At 71.2% G+C, this 18,820-nt stretch carries 19 protein-coding genes; 9 read left to right on the top strand and 10 right to left on the bottom strand.

Translation table 11 applies throughout. From position 1 onward, the window contains the following. Position 1: 1 nt before the first annotated feature. Positions 2 to 1,399 carry an MFS transporter gene (locus J2W21_RS18570; RefSeq protein WP_307115999.1) on the bottom strand — a complete coding sequence of 466 codons (1,398 nt, stop codon included), beginning with the start codon at positions 1,397 to 1,399 and terminating at the stop codon, positions 2 to 4. Between the two features lie 226 nt (positions 1,400 to 1,625). Between J2W21_RS18570 and J2W21_RS18565 the strand changes: the two genes are divergently transcribed. Both J2W21_RS18565 and J2W21_RS18560 read left to right on the top strand, forming a co-directional pair. Next, entirely contained in the window at positions 1,626 to 2,423 is a 798-nt protein-coding gene (locus J2W21_RS18565; RefSeq protein WP_307115998.1) for a MurR/RpiR family transcriptional regulator, read from the top strand. Between the two features lie 102 nt (positions 2,424 to 2,525). After that, positions 2,526 to 2,777, top strand: coding sequence for a hypothetical protein (locus tag J2W21_RS18560; protein WP_307115997.1), 252 nt, complete (start codon positions 2,526 to 2,528; stop codon positions 2,775 to 2,777). A gap of 234 nt (positions 2,778 to 3,011) precedes the next feature. Here J2W21_RS18560 and dctA read toward each other — a convergent pair whose 3' ends face one another. Both dctA and J2W21_RS18550 read right to left on the bottom strand, forming a co-directional pair. Continuing rightward, on the bottom strand, positions 3,012 to 4,322 hold the full coding sequence (dctA, locus tag J2W21_RS18555) for a C4-dicarboxylate transporter DctA (protein ID WP_307115996.1): 1,311 nt from the start codon (positions 4,320 to 4,322) through the stop codon (positions 3,012 to 3,014). Between the two features lie 55 nt (positions 4,323 to 4,377). Beyond that, positions 4,378 to 5,505 carry a PrpF domain-containing protein gene (locus tag J2W21_RS18550; protein WP_307115995.1) on the bottom strand — a complete coding sequence of 376 codons (1,128 nt, stop codon included), beginning with the start codon at positions 5,503 to 5,505 and terminating at the stop codon, positions 4,378 to 4,380. A gap of 123 nt (positions 5,506 to 5,628) precedes the next feature. Here J2W21_RS18550 and J2W21_RS18545 point away from each other — a divergent pair, with 123 nt between their 5' ends. Beyond that, positions 5,629 to 6,552: a LysR family transcriptional regulator gene (locus J2W21_RS18545; RefSeq protein WP_307115994.1), complete on the top strand. Its 924-nt coding sequence runs from the start codon at positions 5,629 to 5,631 to the stop codon at positions 6,550 to 6,552. Positions 6,553 to 6,565: 13 nt separating this feature from the next. Here the strand turns inward: J2W21_RS18545 and J2W21_RS18540 are convergent, their stop codons facing one another. Then, positions 6,566 to 7,057, bottom strand: a complete 492-nt coding sequence (locus J2W21_RS18540) for a 2'-5' RNA ligase family protein (protein WP_307115993.1) — start codon at positions 7,055 to 7,057, stop codon at positions 6,566 to 6,568. Positions 7,058 to 7,089: 32 nt separating this feature from the next. On the opposite strand from J2W21_RS18540, the gene J2W21_RS18535 reads away from it, so the two are divergent. Next, positions 7,090 to 8,028, top strand: coding sequence for an NAD(P)-dependent oxidoreductase (locus tag J2W21_RS18535; RefSeq protein ID WP_307115992.1), 939 nt, complete (start codon positions 7,090 to 7,092; stop codon positions 8,026 to 8,028). 91 nt (positions 8,029 to 8,119) lie between these two features. After that, the gene (locus tag J2W21_RS18530; protein ID WP_307115991.1) at positions 8,120 to 8,620 is read left to right on the top strand and encodes a DUF3817 domain-containing protein; all 501 of its coding nucleotides are present in this window, start codon (positions 8,120 to 8,122) and stop codon (positions 8,618 to 8,620) included. Positions 8,621 to 8,647: 27 nt separating this feature from the next. Here the strand turns inward: J2W21_RS18530 and J2W21_RS18525 are convergent, their stop codons facing one another. Beyond that, positions 8,648 to 9,616 carry an NAD-dependent epimerase/dehydratase family protein gene (locus J2W21_RS18525; RefSeq protein WP_307115990.1) on the bottom strand — a complete coding sequence of 323 codons (969 nt, stop codon included), beginning with the start codon at positions 9,614 to 9,616 and terminating at the stop codon, positions 8,648 to 8,650. Between the two features lie 195 nt (positions 9,617 to 9,811). Between J2W21_RS18525 and J2W21_RS18520 the strand changes: the two genes are divergently transcribed. Beyond that, positions 9,812 to 11,545, top strand: a complete 1,734-nt coding sequence (locus J2W21_RS18520; RefSeq protein ID WP_307115989.1) for an APC family permease — start codon at positions 9,812 to 9,814, stop codon at positions 11,543 to 11,545. Here the strand turns inward: J2W21_RS18520 and J2W21_RS18515 are convergent. Then, positions 11,542 to 13,005 (bottom strand): multicopper oxidase family protein, encoded by a 1,464-nt coding sequence (locus J2W21_RS18515; RefSeq protein ID WP_307115988.1) that lies wholly within the window; start codon positions 13,003 to 13,005, stop codon positions 11,542 to 11,544. The two genes, J2W21_RS18520 and J2W21_RS18515, sit on opposite strands and share 4 nt — an antisense overlap. 29 nt (positions 13,006 to 13,034) lie before the next feature. On the opposite strand from J2W21_RS18515, the gene J2W21_RS18510 reads away from it, so the two are divergent. Continuing rightward, positions 13,035 to 13,736, top strand: coding sequence for an NUDIX hydrolase (locus J2W21_RS18510; RefSeq protein WP_307115987.1), 702 nt, complete (start codon positions 13,035 to 13,037; stop codon positions 13,734 to 13,736). Positions 13,737 to 13,875: 139 nt separating this feature from the next. Beyond that, the gene (locus J2W21_RS18505; protein ID WP_307115986.1) at positions 13,876 to 15,441 is read left to right on the top strand and encodes a S8 family serine peptidase; all 1,566 of its coding nucleotides are present in this window, start codon (positions 13,876 to 13,878) and stop codon (positions 15,439 to 15,441) included. A 32-nt stretch (positions 15,442 to 15,473) separates the two neighbouring features. Here the strand turns inward: J2W21_RS18505 and J2W21_RS18500 are convergent, their stop codons facing one another. From J2W21_RS18500 to J2W21_RS18490, 3 genes are all read right to left on the bottom strand, one after another. Continuing rightward, positions 15,474 to 16,754: an aminotransferase-like domain-containing protein gene (locus tag J2W21_RS18500; RefSeq protein ID WP_307115985.1), complete on the bottom strand. Its 1,281-nt coding sequence runs from the start codon at positions 16,752 to 16,754 to the stop codon at positions 15,474 to 15,476. 135 nt (positions 16,755 to 16,889) lie between these two features. Then, positions 16,890 to 17,150, bottom strand: coding sequence for a GlsB/YeaQ/YmgE family stress response membrane protein (locus J2W21_RS18495; protein ID WP_307115984.1), 261 nt, complete (start codon positions 17,148 to 17,150; stop codon positions 16,890 to 16,892). Between the two features lie 85 nt (positions 17,151 to 17,235). After that, a complete protein-coding gene (locus tag J2W21_RS18490) occupies positions 17,236 to 17,421 on the bottom strand; it encodes a CsbD family protein (RefSeq protein WP_307006508.1) in 186 nt (61 codons plus the stop codon). Between the two features lie 195 nt (positions 17,422 to 17,616). Between J2W21_RS18490 and J2W21_RS18485 the strand changes: the two genes are divergently transcribed. Then, positions 17,617 to 17,931 (top strand): hypothetical protein, encoded by a 315-nt coding sequence (locus tag J2W21_RS18485; RefSeq protein ID WP_307115983.1) that lies wholly within the window; start codon positions 17,617 to 17,619, stop codon positions 17,929 to 17,931. A 25-nt stretch (positions 17,932 to 17,956) separates the two neighbouring features. Here the strand turns inward: J2W21_RS18485 and J2W21_RS18480 are convergent, their stop codons facing one another. Further along, the gene (locus tag J2W21_RS18480) at positions 17,957 to 18,709 is read right to left on the bottom strand and encodes a TetR/AcrR family transcriptional regulator (RefSeq protein ID WP_307115982.1); all 753 of its coding nucleotides are present in this window, start codon (positions 18,707 to 18,709) and stop codon (positions 17,957 to 17,959) included. Positions 18,710 to 18,820 lie beyond the last annotated feature (111 nt).

Below are 18,820 nucleotides of genomic sequence, written 5' to 3'. Positions count from 1 at the left end.
GTCAGTGGGCTGCTGGGTATTCAGCGGGCTTCTCCTTGCCGATGATTTCCTGGGCGGTGATGTCTTCGAGTGAGCGTCCGGCGGTGCGGACGGCGAAGAGCAGGGTGCAGATGACGCCGGCCGCGAGGACCGCCGTGGTCATGCCGAAGACTCCGGCGAAGCCCCACTGGGTCGCGAAGACTCCGATGATCAGGGGAGCGGTGATGGAGCCGACGCGTCCGAACGAAGAGCTCAGGCCGACTCCCGTGGCGCGCAGCCACGTCGGGTAGACCTCGGGGGTGTACGCGTACACGCCGGCGTAGGTGCCATTGAGGAAGAACGAGAGCGCGATGCCGGCAACGGTGATCCACAGCGTGTCCGTCATCGCGCTGAGCCAGAAGGCGCTGACTGCGGAGCCGACGAGGTAGATGGCGATGGTGAACTTGCGGTCGAGCTTCTCATTCAGCCATGCCGCGCTGAAGTACCCGGGGATCTGGGCCAGGTAGATGTACAGGGAGAACGTGAAGCTGCTGGTGACCGTGAGGCCCTTGCTGATGAGCAGCGTGGGGATCCACGAGAAGAAGCCGTAGTAGGAGAAGGTGATGACGAACCAGATCAGCCAGGTGACAGCCGTGATCCGCCACATCCTCGGTCCCCAGAGGAATGCGATGGCCTTGCCCAAGGAGAATTTCACCGGAGCCGGTTCCTCGGCATGGTGCGGATCCGGCGTGGGGAGCGCGGAGCCGGTGGCGTCGAGGACCCGCTGCTCGAAGCGTGCCACCACGTGCTCGGCCTCGCCCGCCTTGCCGAGGTTCTGCAGGTAGCGCGGCGACTCGGGCAGGGAGCGCCGCCACCAGAGCAGCATCACGATGGGCAGGAAGGTGATCACCTGGGCCCAGCGCCAGCCCTGCGGGATCTCCGGGACGATGAAGCGGCCGATGAGCGCTGCCGCGACGAAGCCGAAGGAGAAGAACCCGGACAGGGCGCCGATGAACCAGCCGCGCCGATGGCGGGGCACGAACTCGGACAGGAACGGGGCGATGATGGCGCTCTCGGCGCCGGCGCCCGCGCCGGCGAGGATCCGGGCGATGAGGAAGACCTCGAAGTTCCACGCGGACGCGGCCACGAGCGAGGCGACCGCATACAGGGCCAATGAGTACATCATGACCTTCTTCCGGCCCAGCTTGTCGCCGAGGTAGCCGGCGAAGAAAGCGCCGAAGAGGAAGCCGAACGGGGCGGCCGATGCAACGAGCCCCAGCTGCCCGGAGGAGAGGGCAAAGACATGACGGACGTCCGGCATGAGGAAGGCGACGATTGCGCTGTCCATGCCATCGAAGGTGTACCCGAGGCCTCCGATGAGGAGGAGGGCATAGTGCGGCTTGCTGAGCGGCAGCCGGTCTAGCCTTGCGGAAAGGGACACTGCTTGCTCCTTGGGGGATAGCGTGATCGGACGGTTCGATCCGCTTGATCCGAAATCGTAGGCGCAAGGTCTTTTGCAGACAATGCCTTTCTGCAATGATTTTTTCAAGGGAAGGGGCTGTGTGGCCAGCAACGAAACGGTGGCAAGGGTCGGCGAGGCTGACTCCGTGGAGGACTGGCTGCGTTCCCTGCTGCCGGACAAAGCGTTGGGAGGAAGCGCTCATCAGGTGTTCGCCCTGATTGCCAGCCAGCCGGCAAAGGCCGCGTTCGCCCCGGCGGCGGAACTCGCCGAACTGGTGCAGACGAGCGTCTCGAGCGTGACGCGGATGGCCCAGCGGCTCGGCTACGCGGGGTGGCCCGACCTGCAGCGAGACCTGAGGGCGCGCTATCTGGCCCACCTGTCGGTGCTCGAGGTTTCCGAGAGCCATCGAACGGAGGACTCTCCCTTCCGGGCCTCGCTCCGCCAGGACGCGGACTCCCTGGCGAGCCTCCTGCGCGGCGTGGACGAGGAGCGCATCGGGCGGATCGTCGATCTCCTGGCCCGCTCCGAGAACATCTACGTCACCGCGCAGGGGAGCTATGCCGCCGTGGGCCACGCCTTCGTGCACAACATGCAGATCGCCGGCTACCCGGCCCGGTCCCTCTTGGACAATCCGGCGGGCCTCGCCAACGCCGTGGCCCGGATGAGGTCGGGGGACACCCTCGTGGTCTGCTCGTACTGGCGCCTGTACGACGTCGCTGTGACTGCGGCAACGGAAGCGAAGGCCAATGGCGCCAAGGTCGTGGTCCTGGCGGACAACCTCTCGCTGGCGCTCGAGAAGTCAGCCGACGAGGTCGTGCTCACGCCGGCGGAGAGCATCTCGTTCTTCCCCTCGCTCACAGGTGCCATGGCCGTCCAGCAGGGGATCGTGGCGGCCCTCGCCAAGCTCGACGACGAGCGCACCCGAACGAGCCTGATGGCCGTGGAACGCAGTTGGGAGAGATTCAACCTGCTCCACAGATCCGCGCCGCGCCACATGCCCTAGGGCGGCCGGCGCCGGCTGGCCGCCCCGCCGCGCAACCGGTCGGATATTCCGCCGGCCGGCGGGGTATAAGCATCGCGGAGGCATCGACGAGCGGAGACCACGATGACAGCGGAGGCAACGATGGCGACGGCACACGGCGTGGCACCGGGACGTATCAGGGCATGCAGGGAGCTCAGCGCCGGGATGGACATCGAGGCGAGAGTGGGCGGCGTGTGGCACTTTGCCGGCCGGGTGCTGGAGATCCACCCGAGCATGGGCCTCTTCTGGGCGGAATCGCCGGCGGGCGAGCGGCGCATCATCGAGTTCGAGGAGTACGAGGTCCACCGACGGGCCTCGGGTCCAGCCGCCGCCTAGCATTGGGGCCCTGTTCAGTCGGTTTCCGGGCCGGAGCAGTAGACGCACTCGCCGGCCTGCGGGCCGCCGGTGCAGGGGTCGTCCTCGATAGCGATGGTCTCGATCGTGTCCAGTGCTGTGGGTGCCATGGTCTTCGTCCTTTGTCCTAGGATACGTGTTCCCGGCGCCGGCTCCCCCGACTCTCGGGGTGCGTGTTGCGAGCTGCGCGAGCCGGCGCCGGGAGGCCTGTCTGGGTCAGTGGGCGGGGACGGCGGCGGCGAGCGCCTGCTTCTCGGTCTCGGTGGGGACGAAGCCGGAGGTGAGCTCGGCCTGCAGGACCTCCGCATCCAGGGCCTTCTCCCAGCGTGCGACGGCGATGCAGGAGACGATGTTGCAGGCCGTGCTCGTGAGGGCACGCGCCTCGCTCATGAACCGGTCGATCCCAACGATCAGCGCAACGCCCGCAACCGGGAGCGTGGGCATGACGGTGAGCGTGGCGACGAGCGCGACGAAACCGCTGCCGCTGACCCCGGCTGCGCCCTTCGAGGTCAGCAGCATCATGCCGAGCATGAGGAGGATCTGGCCCCAGCTGAGGTGGATGTCGCAGGCCTGGGCGATGAACATCGAGGCGAGCGTGAGGTAGACGGCGGTCCCGGTGAGGTTGAACGAGTAGCCGGTCGGGACGACGAGCCCGACGACGCCGCGCTCGCAGCCGATCCGCTCGAGCTTGGCGAGCAGACGCGGCAGCACGGGCTCGCTGGAGGAGGTGGCGAGGACGATCAGGAACTCGTCCTTGAAGTAGCGCAGGAGCCGCCAGAGGCTGAACCCGGTGACCTTGGCGAGGATGCCCAGGCCGATCACGACGAAGGCGATGCAGGCCGCGTAGAAGGCCACGATGAGCATCCCGAGGTTGCCGATCGAGTGGGCGCCGTACTTGCCGACGGTGAAGGCCATGGCACCGAAGGCGCCGATCGGGGCGACCTTCATGACGTAGCCGAAGACGACGAACAGGAGCTTGTTGAAGCTGTTGACGACGTCGAGGGCGAGCCGGCCGGGCGCACCGAGCTTGGTGAACGCGAAGCCGCACAGGAGGGCGACCAGGAGCACGGGCAGAACCTCGCCGTTGGCGAAGGCCCCCACGAACGTGGCGGGGATGATGTTCAGCAGGAAGTCGGCGGGGTTGCTGCTGGGCAGCTGGCTCGTGTACTTCGACGCGACGGACGAGTTGAGGTGGGCGGGATCGATGTGCATCCCGGCCCCGGGCTGGAAGAGGAGGACCGCGGCGAGGCCGAGGGCGAGGGCCAGCGCCGTGAGGGTGTAGAAGAGCCCGAGCGAGCGCAGCAGGGTCGGCCCGACCTTCTTGGTGTCCGTCAGCGAGGTGATCCCGCTGACGATCGTGCAGAAGACGATCGGGGCGATGAGGAACTTCACCAGTTTGACGAAGCCGTCGCCGAGGGGCTGGAGCGTGGAGCCGAGGTCGGGCCAGAGGGCGCCGACGAGGATGCCGAGCGCGACGCCGACGAGGACCTGGACATAGAGGTGTCCGAGGATGGACTTGATCTTCATTGAACAACTTCCTGGGTGGGGCCCGCAGCTGGTGGCGGGGCCGGGGGGAGAGGGGTCAGGCCGTCTGGGCCATGGAGCGTGCGACGTCGATGTCGGCGACCGCGAGCTGGCGTGCCGCCCGGTGGAGGGCGACCTCGGTGACTGCTCCCGAGCCGTCGGTGACCACCTCGGTGGTGATGACACCGGCGGGGGTGCCGAGGCGCAGCAGCTGGCCCGTGCGGGACTGCGGCAGCACGTCGGCCACCAACGATCCGGGCACCGCGGCGGCGAGGGAGACCGCGACCGCCGAGGTCAGGCCGATCGCGGGGTGCGGCGCGAGCATCGAGAGCATGCGCACGCGCAGGTCGTGGCTCCCGGCCGTGACGAGGGAGCCGTCGGCTGCGGTGTAGTCCGCCGCGGGGGCCACCACCCCGACCTTCGGGATGGCGTTCTGCGGCGGGTCCTCCGGCTTCCTCAGGCCCATCGCCAGGCCGGCGGCGGCACGGGCGGAGACGAGCTGGGGGAGGTGCCCCCCGAGGCCGGCGCCCATGGAGGACAGGTCGATCCCGAGCTCGTCGGCCCGGAGCAGGGCTGCGGGGGCGCCGGCGTCCACCATGGTCACGTTCAGCGTGGCCCGTCCCACCGCCAGCGCGTCGACCGGCTCGCCGGTCGGCAGCACGCTGCCGGTCGTCCCGCCCCAGGGGGAGTGGAAGGACAGGCTCACGGGGACTCCGAGCGCGCTGCTGCCCGGCACGGTCGCCCGGCCGGAGGTGGGGACGCAGCGGCCGGGAGTCGCGATGGTCCCCGTCAGCACGGCCCCGGTGTTGAGGTTGCGCATCCGGACCCGGGTGGTGCCCTCCTGCGCGGCGACGATGCCGGACTGGACGGCGTAGAGGGCGATGGCGGTGGCGCAGTTGCCGCAGTTGGACCCCAGCTCGACGGTGGGGTCACCGATCCCCACCTGCGCGAAGAGGTAGTCGAGGTCCGAGGGGCCCTCCGGGGTCGCGGTGATGACGGCGGCCTTCGAGGTGGTCGACGTCCCGCCGCCGACGCCGTCGAGCTGCCGGGCATCCGCCGCGCCGAACGCGTCGGCCAGCAGGTGGAGCACCTCCGCGGGGCTGCCGGCGTGCCGGGCGACGTCCTGGGCGTCGAAGAGCCAGCACTTGCTCGTGCCGCCTCGGTACCAATGGCCGCGGAGTTGCACGGTCCTCTCCTTCACGCTGGGTGGCGCGCCTCACAGCGCCTGCTCCTTCTACGATCGAGCCATCGAAGCTTCAGCACAATCGCAGAAAAGTAGACCTCCCTCTACTCTTGCTAAACTCGGGCCATGGCTGATCTCGATCTGCGGCGGCTCCATCTCCTGCGGGAAGTGGGCCGTCTGGGCTCCCTGACCTCCGCCGCGGCGGCCCTGTCCTTCACGACGTCCGCGGTCTCCCAGCAGATCTCCAAGCTCGAGCGCGAGATGGGCGTGGCGCTCGTGGAGCGGCACCCCCGAGGCGTGGTCCTCACCGAGGCGGGCACGGCGCTGCTGCGCTACGCGGACGACATCGACAGGACGATCGAGGCGGCGCACGCCGAGATGGGCGAGTTCGCGGGCCTGCGGCGGGGGCAGCTGCGCCTGGGCACCTTCCCCACGGTCGGCGCCTCCCTCATGCCGGACGTGGTGCTCGCCTTCCGCGCGCGCCATCCCGGGGTCGCCGTCACGGTGGCCAGCGCCCGGCGCGCGGGGCTCATCGAGCGGCTCAAGCGCCGGGACATCGAGCTGACCCTCCTGTGGGACTACCCGTGGGAGCGCATCAAGGACGAGGAGCTGGCCATCACGCCTCTCATGGAGGACCCGACCGTGCTCCTCGTGCCCCGCGAGCACGCCCTCGCCAGCGGCGGTCCGGTGCGCGTGGGCCGGCTTCGGGAGCAGGAGTGGGTGGTCCGCGACGAGCATCCGGTGGCCGATGTCCTCAGCCGCCTCTGCCGCGGGGCAGGCTTCGAACCCCGCATCGCGCTGGCGGCGAACGACTACAACGAGACCCAGGGCATGGTCGCGGCGGGCCTCGGGATCGCCCTGGCACCTCGGCTCGCGCTCAGCGCGCTGCGTCCCGACATCGCGACCGTGCCGATCGTGAACTCGCCCACCCGGAGGATCCTCCTGGCCCAGCTCGCGGGCCGCCGCCTGAGCCCGGCGGCGCAGCAGGCCGCCGAGGTCTTCCGCTCGACCGCCGAACGTGCCCAGGAGTCCCTCCACACGGCACCGTAGACCGGCGTGCCGCTCAGGCGCCGCCCCCCGGCGGGGCGAGCCCGGCGACCGCGACCACCAGAGGCCGCCCCTGACCCGGCTCGGGCTCCATGTCGACGAGCGCGAGCTGGCCCAGCTGCAGCGGCCGGCCCTCCTCGGCGGCGCCGCGCCTGGTCGCGGTGATGTGGGCGCGGTAGCCGTCGCCGGCGAAGTCGGGGCGCCGGAACGTCGGCACATGGATGTCCAGCGCCTCGACGAGGTCGCGGTGGAGGGCCCGGACCTCGGGGGAATCCACGAGGGCCACCGGGGTGTCGTGCCGCGGGCCGAACAGCTCCCCGGGGCCGGCGACGGCGGTGATCGGTGCCGTCCGGGCGGCCACCGCACCCATGTCCGCCGCGAGCTGCGCAGCGCTCGCCCACGTCGTGAACACGGGCATCACGGTGATGTGCAGGGGCCAGTCCCGCACCGCGTAGCGCTCGCCGACGGCCATGGGAGCCAGGGGCAGGACGATCGCGAAGCGGTGCACGCATTGATCGTAGGCGCCGCTAGTCTGGCCCTATGACCACACAGACCCCGTCCGCGCCCGTCCGCGTCGCCGTCCACGGCGAGCTGCTGCCGTTCATGACCGAGGCGATCGAGGCGGGAGGGGCAGCCCTGGTCGGGCTCGACGGGGAGCCGGAGGTCCTGGCCCTCGACCACGGCAACCCGAAGCACGACCTCCTCGGGGTGCTCGATGCGACTCCCTCGATCCGGTGGGTCCAGCTGCCCTCGGCCGGGATCGAGGCCTATGCGGACGCGCTCGCCGCGCACCCGGGGAAGGTGTGGACCAGCGCCAAGGGGGCCTACGCCAAGCCGGTCGCGGAGCACGCGCTCGCCCTCTCCCTCGCGCTGCTGCGCCACCTGCCCGAGCGCGCCCGCGCCCGCTCCTGGGGTCCGGCGACCGGCACGTCCCTGCACGGGATGCGCGCGCTCGTGATCGGCGCCGGCGGAGTGGGCCTGGAGATCCTGCGCCTCTTCCGGGTCTTCGACATGGACGTCGACGTGGTGCGCCGCACGCGCGCCTCCGTCGCCGGGGCGAGGAGCACGACGACGCCGGCCCACCTCGCCGAGCTGCTGCCGGAGGCCGACGTCGTGGTGGTCGCCGCGGCCCTCACCGCGGACACCTCCAAGCTCATCGGCGCCCCCGAGCTGGCGCTCATGAAGCCCACCGCGATCCTCGTGAACATCGCCCGAGGCGGCCTCGTCGACACCGACGCGGTGGTCGCGGCGCTCCGGTCCGGGACGATCGCCGGCGCGGCGCTCGACGTCACGGACCCCGAGCCGCTGCCCGACGGCCACGCGCTCTGGGACGAGCCGCACGCGCTCATCACCCCGCACGCCGCGGACACGATCGAGATGATCCGCCCGCTGCTCGGTGAGCGCTTCGCCGAGAACCTGCGCCGGTACTCGGCGGGCCAGCAGCTGGAGGGCCTCGTCGACGCCGCCGCCGGCTACTGACCGAGGCCCTTCCCCGGGGAAGCCCCGCCCGGGGCGAGGATCAACCGAAAGGTGGACGCGCGCCGTCGTGCGCCTCGGCGAGGATGGTCAGGTGACCACGTTGAAGACCCTGGACCGGCCGCGCGCCGCCACGCCCCGCTCCCTCTACCGGACCCTCGCCCTCGCCGAGATGGCCACCTGGACCCTGCTGATCCTCGGCATGGTGCTCAAGTACGCCGTGAGGCTCGGCGACTGGCCCGTGCAGGTGGCGGGCATGGTGCACGGCATCGTGTTCGTCTCCTATGCCGTGACGGCCGCGCTCGTGGGCGTGAACCAGCGCTGGCCCCTGGCCCGTATCGCGGCCGCGGTGGCTACCGCCGTGGTGCCGTACGCGACCTATCCGTTCGACCGCTGGCTCGAGCGCCGCGGCCACCTCGAGGGGGCCTGGCGCCGGGAGCCCACCGACGATCCCCGCGACCGCGCCTTCCCGAGCCGGGCCCTGCGGGTGCTCCTCGCGCACCCCGTCGCGCTCGGCGTCGGCATGGCGGCCGCCGTGGCCCTGATCGTCACCGCGCTGCTCGTGGTCGGGCCGCCGACCGAGTGGGGCCGCTGACGCGGCCGGCGCCGCCGACGGGCCGGGTCAGAACGACTGGCTGCCCACCTCGACCTGGCCGTGGTCCACGAGCCACCGCAGCGCCTCCTTGAGCGCCTCGAGCGACGAGTAGCGCGGCGAGTAGCCGAGCACCTCGCGGGCGCGGGCGATGCTCGCGGCGATGCTCCGCTCGGTGTGCTCGTACGTGGCCCGTGCATGCTCGGCCCCGTACCGGTGCTCGAACTCCGCGGCGTCCACGAACTCGAGCACGGGCTCGCGGCCGAACCAGGCCGCGACGCCGGCGGCGAGCCCGTGCAGCGTCATGGCCTGCGCCGAGACCACATGGAAGCTCGAGCCGACCGCCGCGGGCCGGTGCAGCGCGAGCTCGAAGGCCTGCGCCACGTCGTCGGCATGGACATGGTGCAGGATCCCGAGGCCCCGGTCCGGCAGCGCCTGCGGCTCGCCGGTGGCCAGACGCCGCCACACCTCGGCGTCCAGATTGCCCGCGGGCGTGATGACGGGCCAGCCGGGGCCCGAGATGTGGCCCGGGTGCAGCACGACGGCGGGCACCCCGCCGGTGCGCGTCTCGCGGTGGAGTAGCTCCTCGATCCGGGCCTTGCCCGTCCCGTAGGGGCCGAACGGGGTGCGCGGCTCGTCCTCGGTGACGGGGAGGCGCAGCGCACGGCCGTGGACCCAGATGCTCCCGCAGTGGAGCAGGAGCGGCCGCGTGGCGCGCAGGGCGTCCACGAGGTGCTGCGCCGATTCGGGGGTGAAGCAGAGGAGGTCCACCACCGCGTCGGGTTCCAGGGCGGCGATCCGGCCGCCGAACGTGCCGGCCGCCTCCTCGGCGCCCCGGTCCGCGGTGACGCGCTCCACCAGGGCCCACTCGGCGGTGTCGACGTACGGCTCCCGGTTCCCGCGGCTCACCGCCACGACGTCGTGGCCCGCGCGCACGAGGCGCGGCACGAGGTAGGACCCGATGTGCCCAGTGGCACCGATGACGACGACGCGGCTCATGGTGCGAACCTACCCCACGGCCAGGGTGGGGCAGGGCCCGGGGCGCGCAGACCCTTTTGTGCGCAGACCCTTTCGTGCGCAGACCCTTTGACGCGCAGACCCTTCCGTGCAGATCAGGGCGGGCTTATCTTCGAGGAGTCATTGGGGGCGGGCCGCAGGGTCCGGCAGGCTTCAACCCGGAAAGGGGCGGCCACCATGGCGCAGGAAGTCGTCACCCCCACGCACGGCGGACATCCCCTCAAGCGTGTCGTCGGGTTCTGGGGACTCATGTTCGTCTCGCTAGGCTCGATCATCGGATCCGGCTGGCTGCTCGGGGCGCTCGGCGCCGCGAAGTCGGCCGGGCCGGCGTCGATCATCTCGTGGCTCATCGCGGCGGTCATGCTGATCGTGCTCGCCCTGATCCACGCGGACCTCGGCGCCGCCTACCCCGTGGCCGGCGGGACGGCCCGGTACCCCCTCTACGCGTTCGGGGCGCTCGCCGGGTTCTCCGCGGGCTGGGTCGGCTACCTCCAGGCCGTGACGATCGCCCCGATCGAGGTCGAGGGCGCCATCACGTACCTCGAGAGCGCCCCCTGGGCCAAGGGCATCGACCTCGTCAACGCCGACTCGACGCTCACCCCCGTCGGACTCCTCATCGCGGTACTGGCCCTGGCCGTGTTCACCGTGGTCAACCTGCTGGGGGCCAAATGGCTCTCGGACAGCAACATCGCGGTGGTCATCTGGAAGGCCGCGGTGCCCGCGCTGACGATCGTGGTGATCATCGCCCTGACCTTCCACCCGCAGAACTTCAGCCAGGGTGCGGGCGGCTTCGCGCCCCACGGGGTCCACGGGATCTTCGCCGCGCTCCCGCTCGGCGTCGTCTTCGCCCTGCAGGGCTTCGAGCAGGCAGCGCAGATGGCCGGCGAGGCGAGGAACCCGAAGAAGGACGTCGCCCGGGCCATCATCACCGCCATGCTCATCGGCGCGGCGGTCTACATCCTGCTCGAGGTCGCCTTCATCGGTGCAATCAATCCCGCCAACGTGGCCCAGAATTGGGACAATCCGCTGGGCGCCGGCGCCTTCGGCCCGTACTACGACCTCGCCCTCGCCGCCGGCGCCGGCTGGCTCGCCACCGTCCTCCTGATCGACGCGGTCGTCTCCCCGTTCGGGACCGGACTCGTGTACATCGGCACCTCGGCCCGCATCTCCTACGCGCTGGGGGAGGACGACGCCCTACCGCCGTGGCTCACGTCCGTCAGCAAGCGCGGAGTGCCGTTCGGGTCGATCGTGCTCGCGTTCGTGATCGGTCTCATCGCGCTCCTGCCGTTCCCGAGCTGGCAGTCCCTCGTGGGCCTCGTCACCGACGCCACGGCCATCATGTACGCCTTCGCCCCGGTCTCCCTCGAGGCGCTCATCCGCCAGCACGCCGGCCGCGAGCACCCCTACCGGGTGCCGTGGCCGCAGGTCCTGACCCCGTTCGGGTTCGTCGCGGCAAACCTCATCATCTACTGGTCCGGGTTCGAGGCAATCTGGAAGATCCTCACGGCGATCCTGATCGGCCGCGTCATCTTCGAGATCGCGCTGCACCGGTCCAAGTCCCTGCGCTTCCGCCGGGACCTCGACTGGCGCGCCGCCTCGTGGATCTGGCCCTGGCTGATCGGCCTGGTCGTCCTGGGCCTGCTCGGACGCTACGGGACCGGGTCGCTGAACATCCTCCCCGAATGGGTCGACATCCTCTTCGTCGTCGGCTTCAGCCTCGTGATCTTCTACTACGCCGTGAGCCTGGCCATGAAGCCCGAGGACATCGCCGCCGCGGTCGGCGAGGACGAGTTCGAGTTCGCCGCCATCGACGCGCCCGACGCCGACGCGCCGACCGCGGCGGCTGCGGACGCCGCGGCCGCCGGGGACCCGGACGGACCCCGGCCCCCGGAGGGCGGCGGCACCCGCTAGGTACCGACGGTGAACTGCCCCATCATGCCCTGGTCCTCATGGGTGAGCAGGTGGCAGTGGTACATGTACGGGTGCTCGGCGTCGGCGTACCGGGGCATGCGGAACGCGATCCGGTTCCGCTCCCTGGGCAGCAGCGGGATGGTGTCCTTCCAGCCTGCGCGCTCGGGCGGGGGCGGCGCGCCGTTGATGTCGAGGAGCCGGAACTGGACCCCGTGGACGTGCAGGTTGTGCTGGTAGGGGTTGACGTTGTCCACGAACCACACCTCGGGAGCGCCGGGCGCCGCGGTGAAGTCGATCCGGCCCATGTCCATCGTCCTGCCGTTGATCTGGCGGCCGCTGAACGTGAACGAGCGCGAGGTGGCGGTGCGGGCCTCGACCGGGGCGGGCAGCGCGCCGAACGCAGACGGCAGGGCGGACGACGGCGCGAGGCTGGCCGCGGCGTCGAGCCTCACCACATCGAAGTCCCGGCCGCCGCCGAATGCGTCCGGCGGGCTCACCCGGCCCAGGTCCGGGGCGAACGAGCGCAGCATGACGGACTCGCCGGGCCTGAGCTCGACCACGATCTCGGCCCGCTCCGCGGGGGAGAGCTGCACGGCATCGAGCTCGAGCGGCGCGGCGAGCAGCCCGCCGTCGGACGCCACCATGTGGAAGCGCCGGCGGTCGGCGAAGCCGAACCTGAACCACCGGCCTGCGCTCGCGTTGAGGATCCGCAGCCGCACGCGCTGGGTGGTCACGGGCAGCACGGCGCCGAGCGTGCCGTTCGCGGCGATCGAGTTGCCGAGTGTGCCGAGCGAGTTTCCCGAGGGGTCGAACGTGACCTTGCCGCTGCCGTCGAGGCGGCGGTCCTGGATGATGAGCGGGATGTCGTCCACGCCGTACTGGTGCGGGAGCGCGGCCGCCGGGCCGCCGTCGTGCGCCTCGTCGAGGAGGAACAGGCCCGCGAGCCCGAGCCCCACCTGCTTCTCGGTGCTCCCGTGCGGATGGGGGTGGTACCAGAGCGTCGCGGCGGGCTGGTCGATGGTCCATTCGGGGGCCGCGGAGCCGCCCGGATCGATCATGGCGTGCGGGCCGCCGTCCGCTGCCGCGGGCAGCGCCATGCCGTGGAAGTGCACGGTCGTGGCCTCCGAGAGGCGGTTCTCGATGCGGATGCGGACCTTCTCGCCGCGGGCCGCGCGCAGGGTCGGGCCGAGGTAGGCGCCGTTGTAGCCCATCGACTCTGCGGCCTTGCCGGGGACGTACTCGTGCGTGCCAGCCTGCGGCGCTAGCCGGAACGTGCGCACAGGGCCCCCGTCCGATGTCTCGACGGTGCCCTGATCGAGCGGCGGGATGGGCAGCCGCGCGCCGAACGGCACAGTCGGCACGTCCTCGGTCCCCCCGCACCCGGCCAGCGCGGGGGCGGCGGGGGCGAGCACGGCGGCGGCGGAGGCTGCGCGGAGGAAGGCACGGCGGGTGAGGGGCACGTCTTCCAGCGTAGGCCTACAGTGACGGTATGGATTCACCGATCGTGGGGCGCGCGGCCACCGTCGTCGTGGTGCGGGATGCGGAGGCCGGGCTCGAGGTCCTGCTCCTCGAGAGGCCGGTGGCCGGCTCCTTCGGCGGCGCCTGGGCGTTCCCCGGCGGCCGGGTGGACCCCGAGGACTCCCACCCGGACGATGCCGAGGAGCCCGCCGCGCACGACGACGACCCCTCCTCGGCCGCCCCGGCCGCCGTGCGCCGGGCCGCCGTGCGGGAGACCCGCGAGGAGACCGGGCTGGTCCTGGCCGAGTCGCACCTCGTGGAGCTCTCCCGCTGGGTGCCGCCGGCGCGCGCCCCCAAGAGGCTCACCACGTGGTTCTTCCTCGCCCGCGACCCGGGCGGGGAGATGCTGCTGAGCGCCGACGAGCACGTGGACTCCGCATGGCTCCGGCCGGGTGTTGCCCTCGAGCGGCACGCGGCGGGAGAGATGGTGCTGTTCCCGCCGACGTGGCTCACGCTGCACGGCCTGGCCGGCGCCGGCTCGGTCGAGGAGGCCCTGGGGAGCGTGCAGCGGCCGGCGGCCCGGTTTGCGAGCTACCAGCTCGTGGACGCCGAGGGGCGGATCGAGGCGGTCCTCTGGGCCGGCGACGCGCAGTACGGGGACCCCCGGGCAGCCGGGAGCGGGCGCCACCGGCTCACCATCTCCAGCCTGCCGTGGGTCTATGAACGGACATGACAAGGGCATGACTGCATGATGTGCGCTAGTGGCAGCGGACTCTTCCCTTGTGGAAGCTCGCGTCACTAGTCTTCGTCGCGGAGGTTCAGGCTGAAGCGTCGCCCGCACCCAGGCGTTCCAGCGGGACGAAAGGCACACGATGCGATCACGTACCTTCGCACGGTCTCTGGCCTGTGCGGGCCTCGCCGCAGGGCTCTCGGTCGCGGGGGCAGCCCCCGCCGCCCTCGCCGCGGGCACCTCCTCGGCCGCAGCGGCCGCGCAGTCGGCGACCACGGCTCCCGCGGCCCAGCAGGCGCGGGCCGCCCAGGACTACCTCGTGCTCTACGCCTCCGGAGGGAAGGCCGCCGGCAGGTCCCTCAGCGCGATCGCGTCGGCCGGCGGCACGCTCATCAAGGACTACGGTGCCATCGGCGTCGCGGTGGTGAGCTCGGCGGCGTCGGACTTCCCTGCGAGGCTCCGGGCCGCAGACCCGAGCGTCGACGCGGCGGCCGGCACGTCGGCGTTCGGCGTGGCGCTCCAGGCCGAGGCCTCCGGGGATGCGGCGGCCCCCGTTGCTCCTCCGGTCCCTGCGCCGGGATCGGACAGCCTCTCCGCCCTGCAATGGGACATGGACCAGATCCACGCTCCCGAGGCGCGGGCGGTCAACGGCGGCAGCCCGTCGGTCGTGGTCGGCGACATCGACACGGGACTCGACTGGTCGCACCCGGACCTGGCGCCGAACGTCGACTTCTCGCGCTCAGCCTCGTGCGTGGGCGGGGTCGAGAACACGGCGCCGAGCGCGTGGATGGACGACAACGGCCACGGGACCCACACGGCCGGCACGCTCGCGGCAGCCAAGAACGGCATCGGCATTGTGGGCATGGCCCCGAACGTGAAGCTCGCGGGCATCAAGGCCGGCAACGCGGCGGGTCTCTTCTACCCGGAGGCGATCGTCTGCGCGTTCATGTGGGCAGCTGACCACGGCATCCAGGTCACCAACAACAGCTACTTCGCTGACCCGTGGCTCTTCAACTGCAAGAACGATCCGGGCCAGAGGGCCATCTGGGAGGCCGAGCGGCGCGCCATCCGCTACGCCGAGCAGCAGGGAGTCACGGTGGTCGCGGCCGCGGACAACCAGTCCGACGACCTCGCCCATCCGACCCAGGACGCCACGAGCCCGGACGACACCACGCCCGTGACGCGTGACATCACCAATGCCTGCGCTGTCGTGCCGGCCGAGGTCCCCGGCGTCGTGACGGTCTCGGCCACGGGCAACCTCGGCCTCAAGTCGTTCTTCTCGAACTACGGCGTCGGAGTCGTCGACGTCGCGGCCCCCGGCGGAGACTCCATCCTGCAGCCCACGGCCGCGGCCCCCAACGGGCGCGTGCTGTCGACGTGGCCGAAGGCCCTGATGGGCGGATGCCTGCGCCCGGTCGTCGACCCTTCGGGCGCGACGTACTGCTACCTCCAGGGGACCTCGATGGCCTCGCCACATGTGGCCGGGCTTGCCGCGCTCATCGTGAGCTCGGGCGTGACGAACCCCGGAGCCGTTGCGGCGAGGATCGCCAACACCGCGGACCCGATGGCCTGCCCGGCGGACCTGTCGATCTACGCCCCGTTCCCGGCGTTCGACGGCGGCGCTCCGCAGGTGTGCCAGGGCGGCGCGGGGGCCACCTCGTTCTACGGAAAGGGCCAGGTGAACGCCCTCCGGGCCATCGGCGGGTAGTCCTCGCCCGCGGCGGTCGGGGCGGGCAGCGCCTAGCGCGCGTTCGCCTCGACGGCGGCCCGCACCACCGGGCCAAGGCGCCGCACGCCCTCGCGGATCTGCTCGGGCGCCACGCCGGAGAACGCGAGCCGCAGCTTCGGGCTCGGCGCGTCCGACGGCGTGAACGCGGCGCCGGGGATGAACACGACGCCCGCGTCGATCGCCTCGTGGAGCAGGGGATAGGTGTCGACTCCGTCGGGGAGGGTGACCCAGACGAAGAAGCCGCCGCTCGGCGTCGTCCACGTCGCCTCGGCCGGGAAATGCTCCCCGAGCGCGTGCAGCATGGCCGCGCACCGCTCGGCGTAGACGGCGCGGGACTCGGCGAGGTACGCGCGCCAGTCGAAGGAGCGGAAGAACTCGGTGACGAGCATCTGGTTGAGCATGGAGGGGCACAGCACCACGGCCTCGGCGGCGAGGTAGAAGCGCCGGTAGAGGTGCTTGGGGACGAGCGCCCAGCCGAGCCGGACCCCGGGGGAGAAGATCTTGGAGAACGAGCCGCAGTAGATGACGTCGTCCGGGTTGTCGGCGCGCAGCGGGGTGAGCGGACGCCCGTCGAAGCGCAGCATGCCGTAGGGGTTGTCCTCGAGCACGAGGATGTTGTGCTCGCGGCAGATGTCCACGACCTGCTGGCGCCGCTCGGCCGCCAGGGTGATGCCGGAGGGGTTGTTGAAGCTCGGGATCGTGTAGAGGAGCTTGATGGTCTTGCCGGCGGCCTCGAGCTCGGCGATGCGCGCCTCGAGGAGCTCGGGCACGAGCCCGTCCTCGTCCATCCCGACCGGCTCGACCCGGACCTGGTACGCCTCGAAGGTGTTCAGCGCGCCCACGTACGTCGGGTCCTCGGCGAGCACCACGTCGCCCGGGTTGCAGAAGACCTTGGCCGCGATGTCCTGGGCCGACTGCGAGCCGGTGGTCACCACAACGTCCTCGGGTGAGGCGCCCAGGATGCCCTCCTCGGCCATGATCTCGCAGATCAGCTCGCGCAGCGCGAGGGTGCCCTTGCCGCCGCCGTAGTGCAGCGCCTCCATCCCGTGGTCCATGATGACCCGCTGTGCGGTCTCTGCGACGAGGCCGAGCGGGAGGCGGGTCAGGCTCGGGGAGCCGCCCGCCAGGGAGACGAGGCCCGGGCGGATCGAGATGTCGAACACGTCCCGGACCGCCGACTGCCTGATGTTGTGGGCGCGCTCGGAGAAGAGTGCCTCGTGGCGGTGGGCGGCGTCGGCACGCTCGAGGGCGGTCTGGGTCTCTGCGGTCAGCTCAGTCTCTTGGGGCGTCACGCCCACATCCTAGCCCGGAAGTTGTCCAATATGCACCCGATGTTGCTATGTATTGCCTTGCGGGGGCCGGACGCACGACGGCGGCGGCCCGCCCGGGTGGGCGAGCCGCCGCCGTCGAGGGTCGGCTACTGGACCTCAGGCCCGTCGGCGCGTGATTGCGCCGTAGATGCCGAGGACGATCAGCGAGCCAATGATCGCAACGATCCACGTCTGCAGGCTCCAGAAGTTCGCGAGCCCGACGCCGAAGATCGCACTTCCAATCCAGCCTCCGAGGAGGGCACCCACCGCTCCCAACAGCATGGTGATGAGGATGCCCCCGCCCTGACGGCCGGGGAGGATGGCCTTCGCGATCGCCCCGGCGATCAGGCCGAGGATGAGGAACGCGATGATGCCCATGGATTAGCTCCTTCTGAGGGGGACTCGATGTATTCCGGACCGATCACGTCGGACGGGTCCGCGAGGTGAACCGTTCGGGGCGGCCTCAGTGGCCGGTGATGTCCTTGGCGGCGTCCTTGATGTGCTCGCCGGCCTGCTTGACGCCGGCCTTCGCCTGGTCGCCCTTGCCCTCGGCCTGGAGGTCCGGGTTGTCCGTGGCCTCGCCGGCGCCTTCCTTGGCCTTGCCCTTGAGCTCTTCGGCCTTGTTCTCGAACTTGTCTCCGATACCCATGGCTTCCTCCTTCTGGGATGCGAGAAGGGGCTGGAGTGCCCCCTCCCTCCGGTTCTTGCCGCGGGCTGCGGGGAGTGCTCCCCGCGCCGCATGCCCTCCCGTTTCCCCCCGGGCCCCGGGGTCAAACATCGGCCGAGGGACGAGTCGGCCCGGCCCGGACTGTGTAAGGGCGCCCGCAGGGGGAAGGAGGTGGGGATGAAGACCATCGAGGCAACCATCGATTCCACCGTCTGCGCGGTCGAGGTCAGCTCGGTCGCGGACAGCTCTGCGCTCTCCTCCTGCGCCCCGGCGCTCGAGACGGTGCCGCCCGAGCCGGCGCCGCCGCACCGCCCGCAGGAGCCGGGCGTTCCGCCGGGGCCGAGCATCCCGCCGGATCCCGGGCCGGACACGTTCCCGCCTTTCGACCCGGACGGGGCACCGGAGCCCGGCCTGCCGTCTCCGGGGCGCCCAGCCCCCGGGGAGCCGTTCCCTCCCGGCGGGCCGGTTCCCCCAGACTCGCGGCAGGCGTAGAAGCGACTCGCGGCAGGCGAGTAGCTCAGCGGCGCGCGTCGTCGAGTCTGCGCACCGAGGCGGAGTCCCCACGCTCCCGCACGGACGCGGGCTCCCTGCCGCCGGACCTTTCCCTGCCGCCGGCCTTGTTCTGCTCGGAGGCGTGCCCCGTCGTCTTCACTACGGCTCGGGCGGCGGGGCGCCGGTCCGGCCTGTGGAGGTCGATGAGCACGCGCGCCAGGTTGCGGGCGCGGAGGGCGGCGCGCTGGTCCCCCTCGATGGAGGCGACCATGGCACCCTTGGTGAGGATGTGGAAGGACCAGGCGAAGCCGTCTGGGTCGTCGAGCCCCGCCGCGTCGGCCAGGGCGGCGAGGCGCTCGCGGATCGCGGCGAGATGGGCCATGGCCGCCTGGCCCAAGGGGTGCTCGGCCCCGAACTCGATCATGACGTGCAGGAACGTGTTGACCTCGGCCGCGCCGCGGCTGAACCAGTCGTCGAGCACGTTGAAGGCCGCCAGGAGGGCGTCGTCCGGGTTGTGTGCGTGGGCGATGGCTTCCTCGATGGCGTCGTGGCGCACCTGGTACCAGCGGTCCATGTAGGCCAGCACGAGGGCTTCCTTCGAGGGGAAGTGCCGGTAGAACGTCGCCTTGGCGACTCCCGACCTGGCGATGATCTCGTCGATCCCCACGTCCCTGATGCCACGTTTGGCGAATAGCTCGTAGGCGGTCTCTAGGATCCGCTCGCGGGCAGGTTTGCGTGCCGCGGCCTCCGGGGCCCGGCCGTTGTCTCGACCGTTCATGCCGTCCATGGTAGCACTCTGGACAGACAGGTCTGTCTACCTATATAAACGTTCTGACGGAACAGACAGGTCTGTCTCGTTGAGAAGCGTAGACGTTGCCAGCATCAACAC

Origin of the sequence: Sinomonas atrocyanea (assembly GCF_030811715.1) — a bacterium.
Classification (GTDB): domain Bacteria; phylum Actinomycetota; class Actinomycetes; order Actinomycetales; family Micrococcaceae; genus Sinomonas; species Sinomonas atrocyanea_A.
Note: the sequence above shows the minus strand (reverse complement) of the source record. Positions and strands in the feature narration are given on the sequence as shown.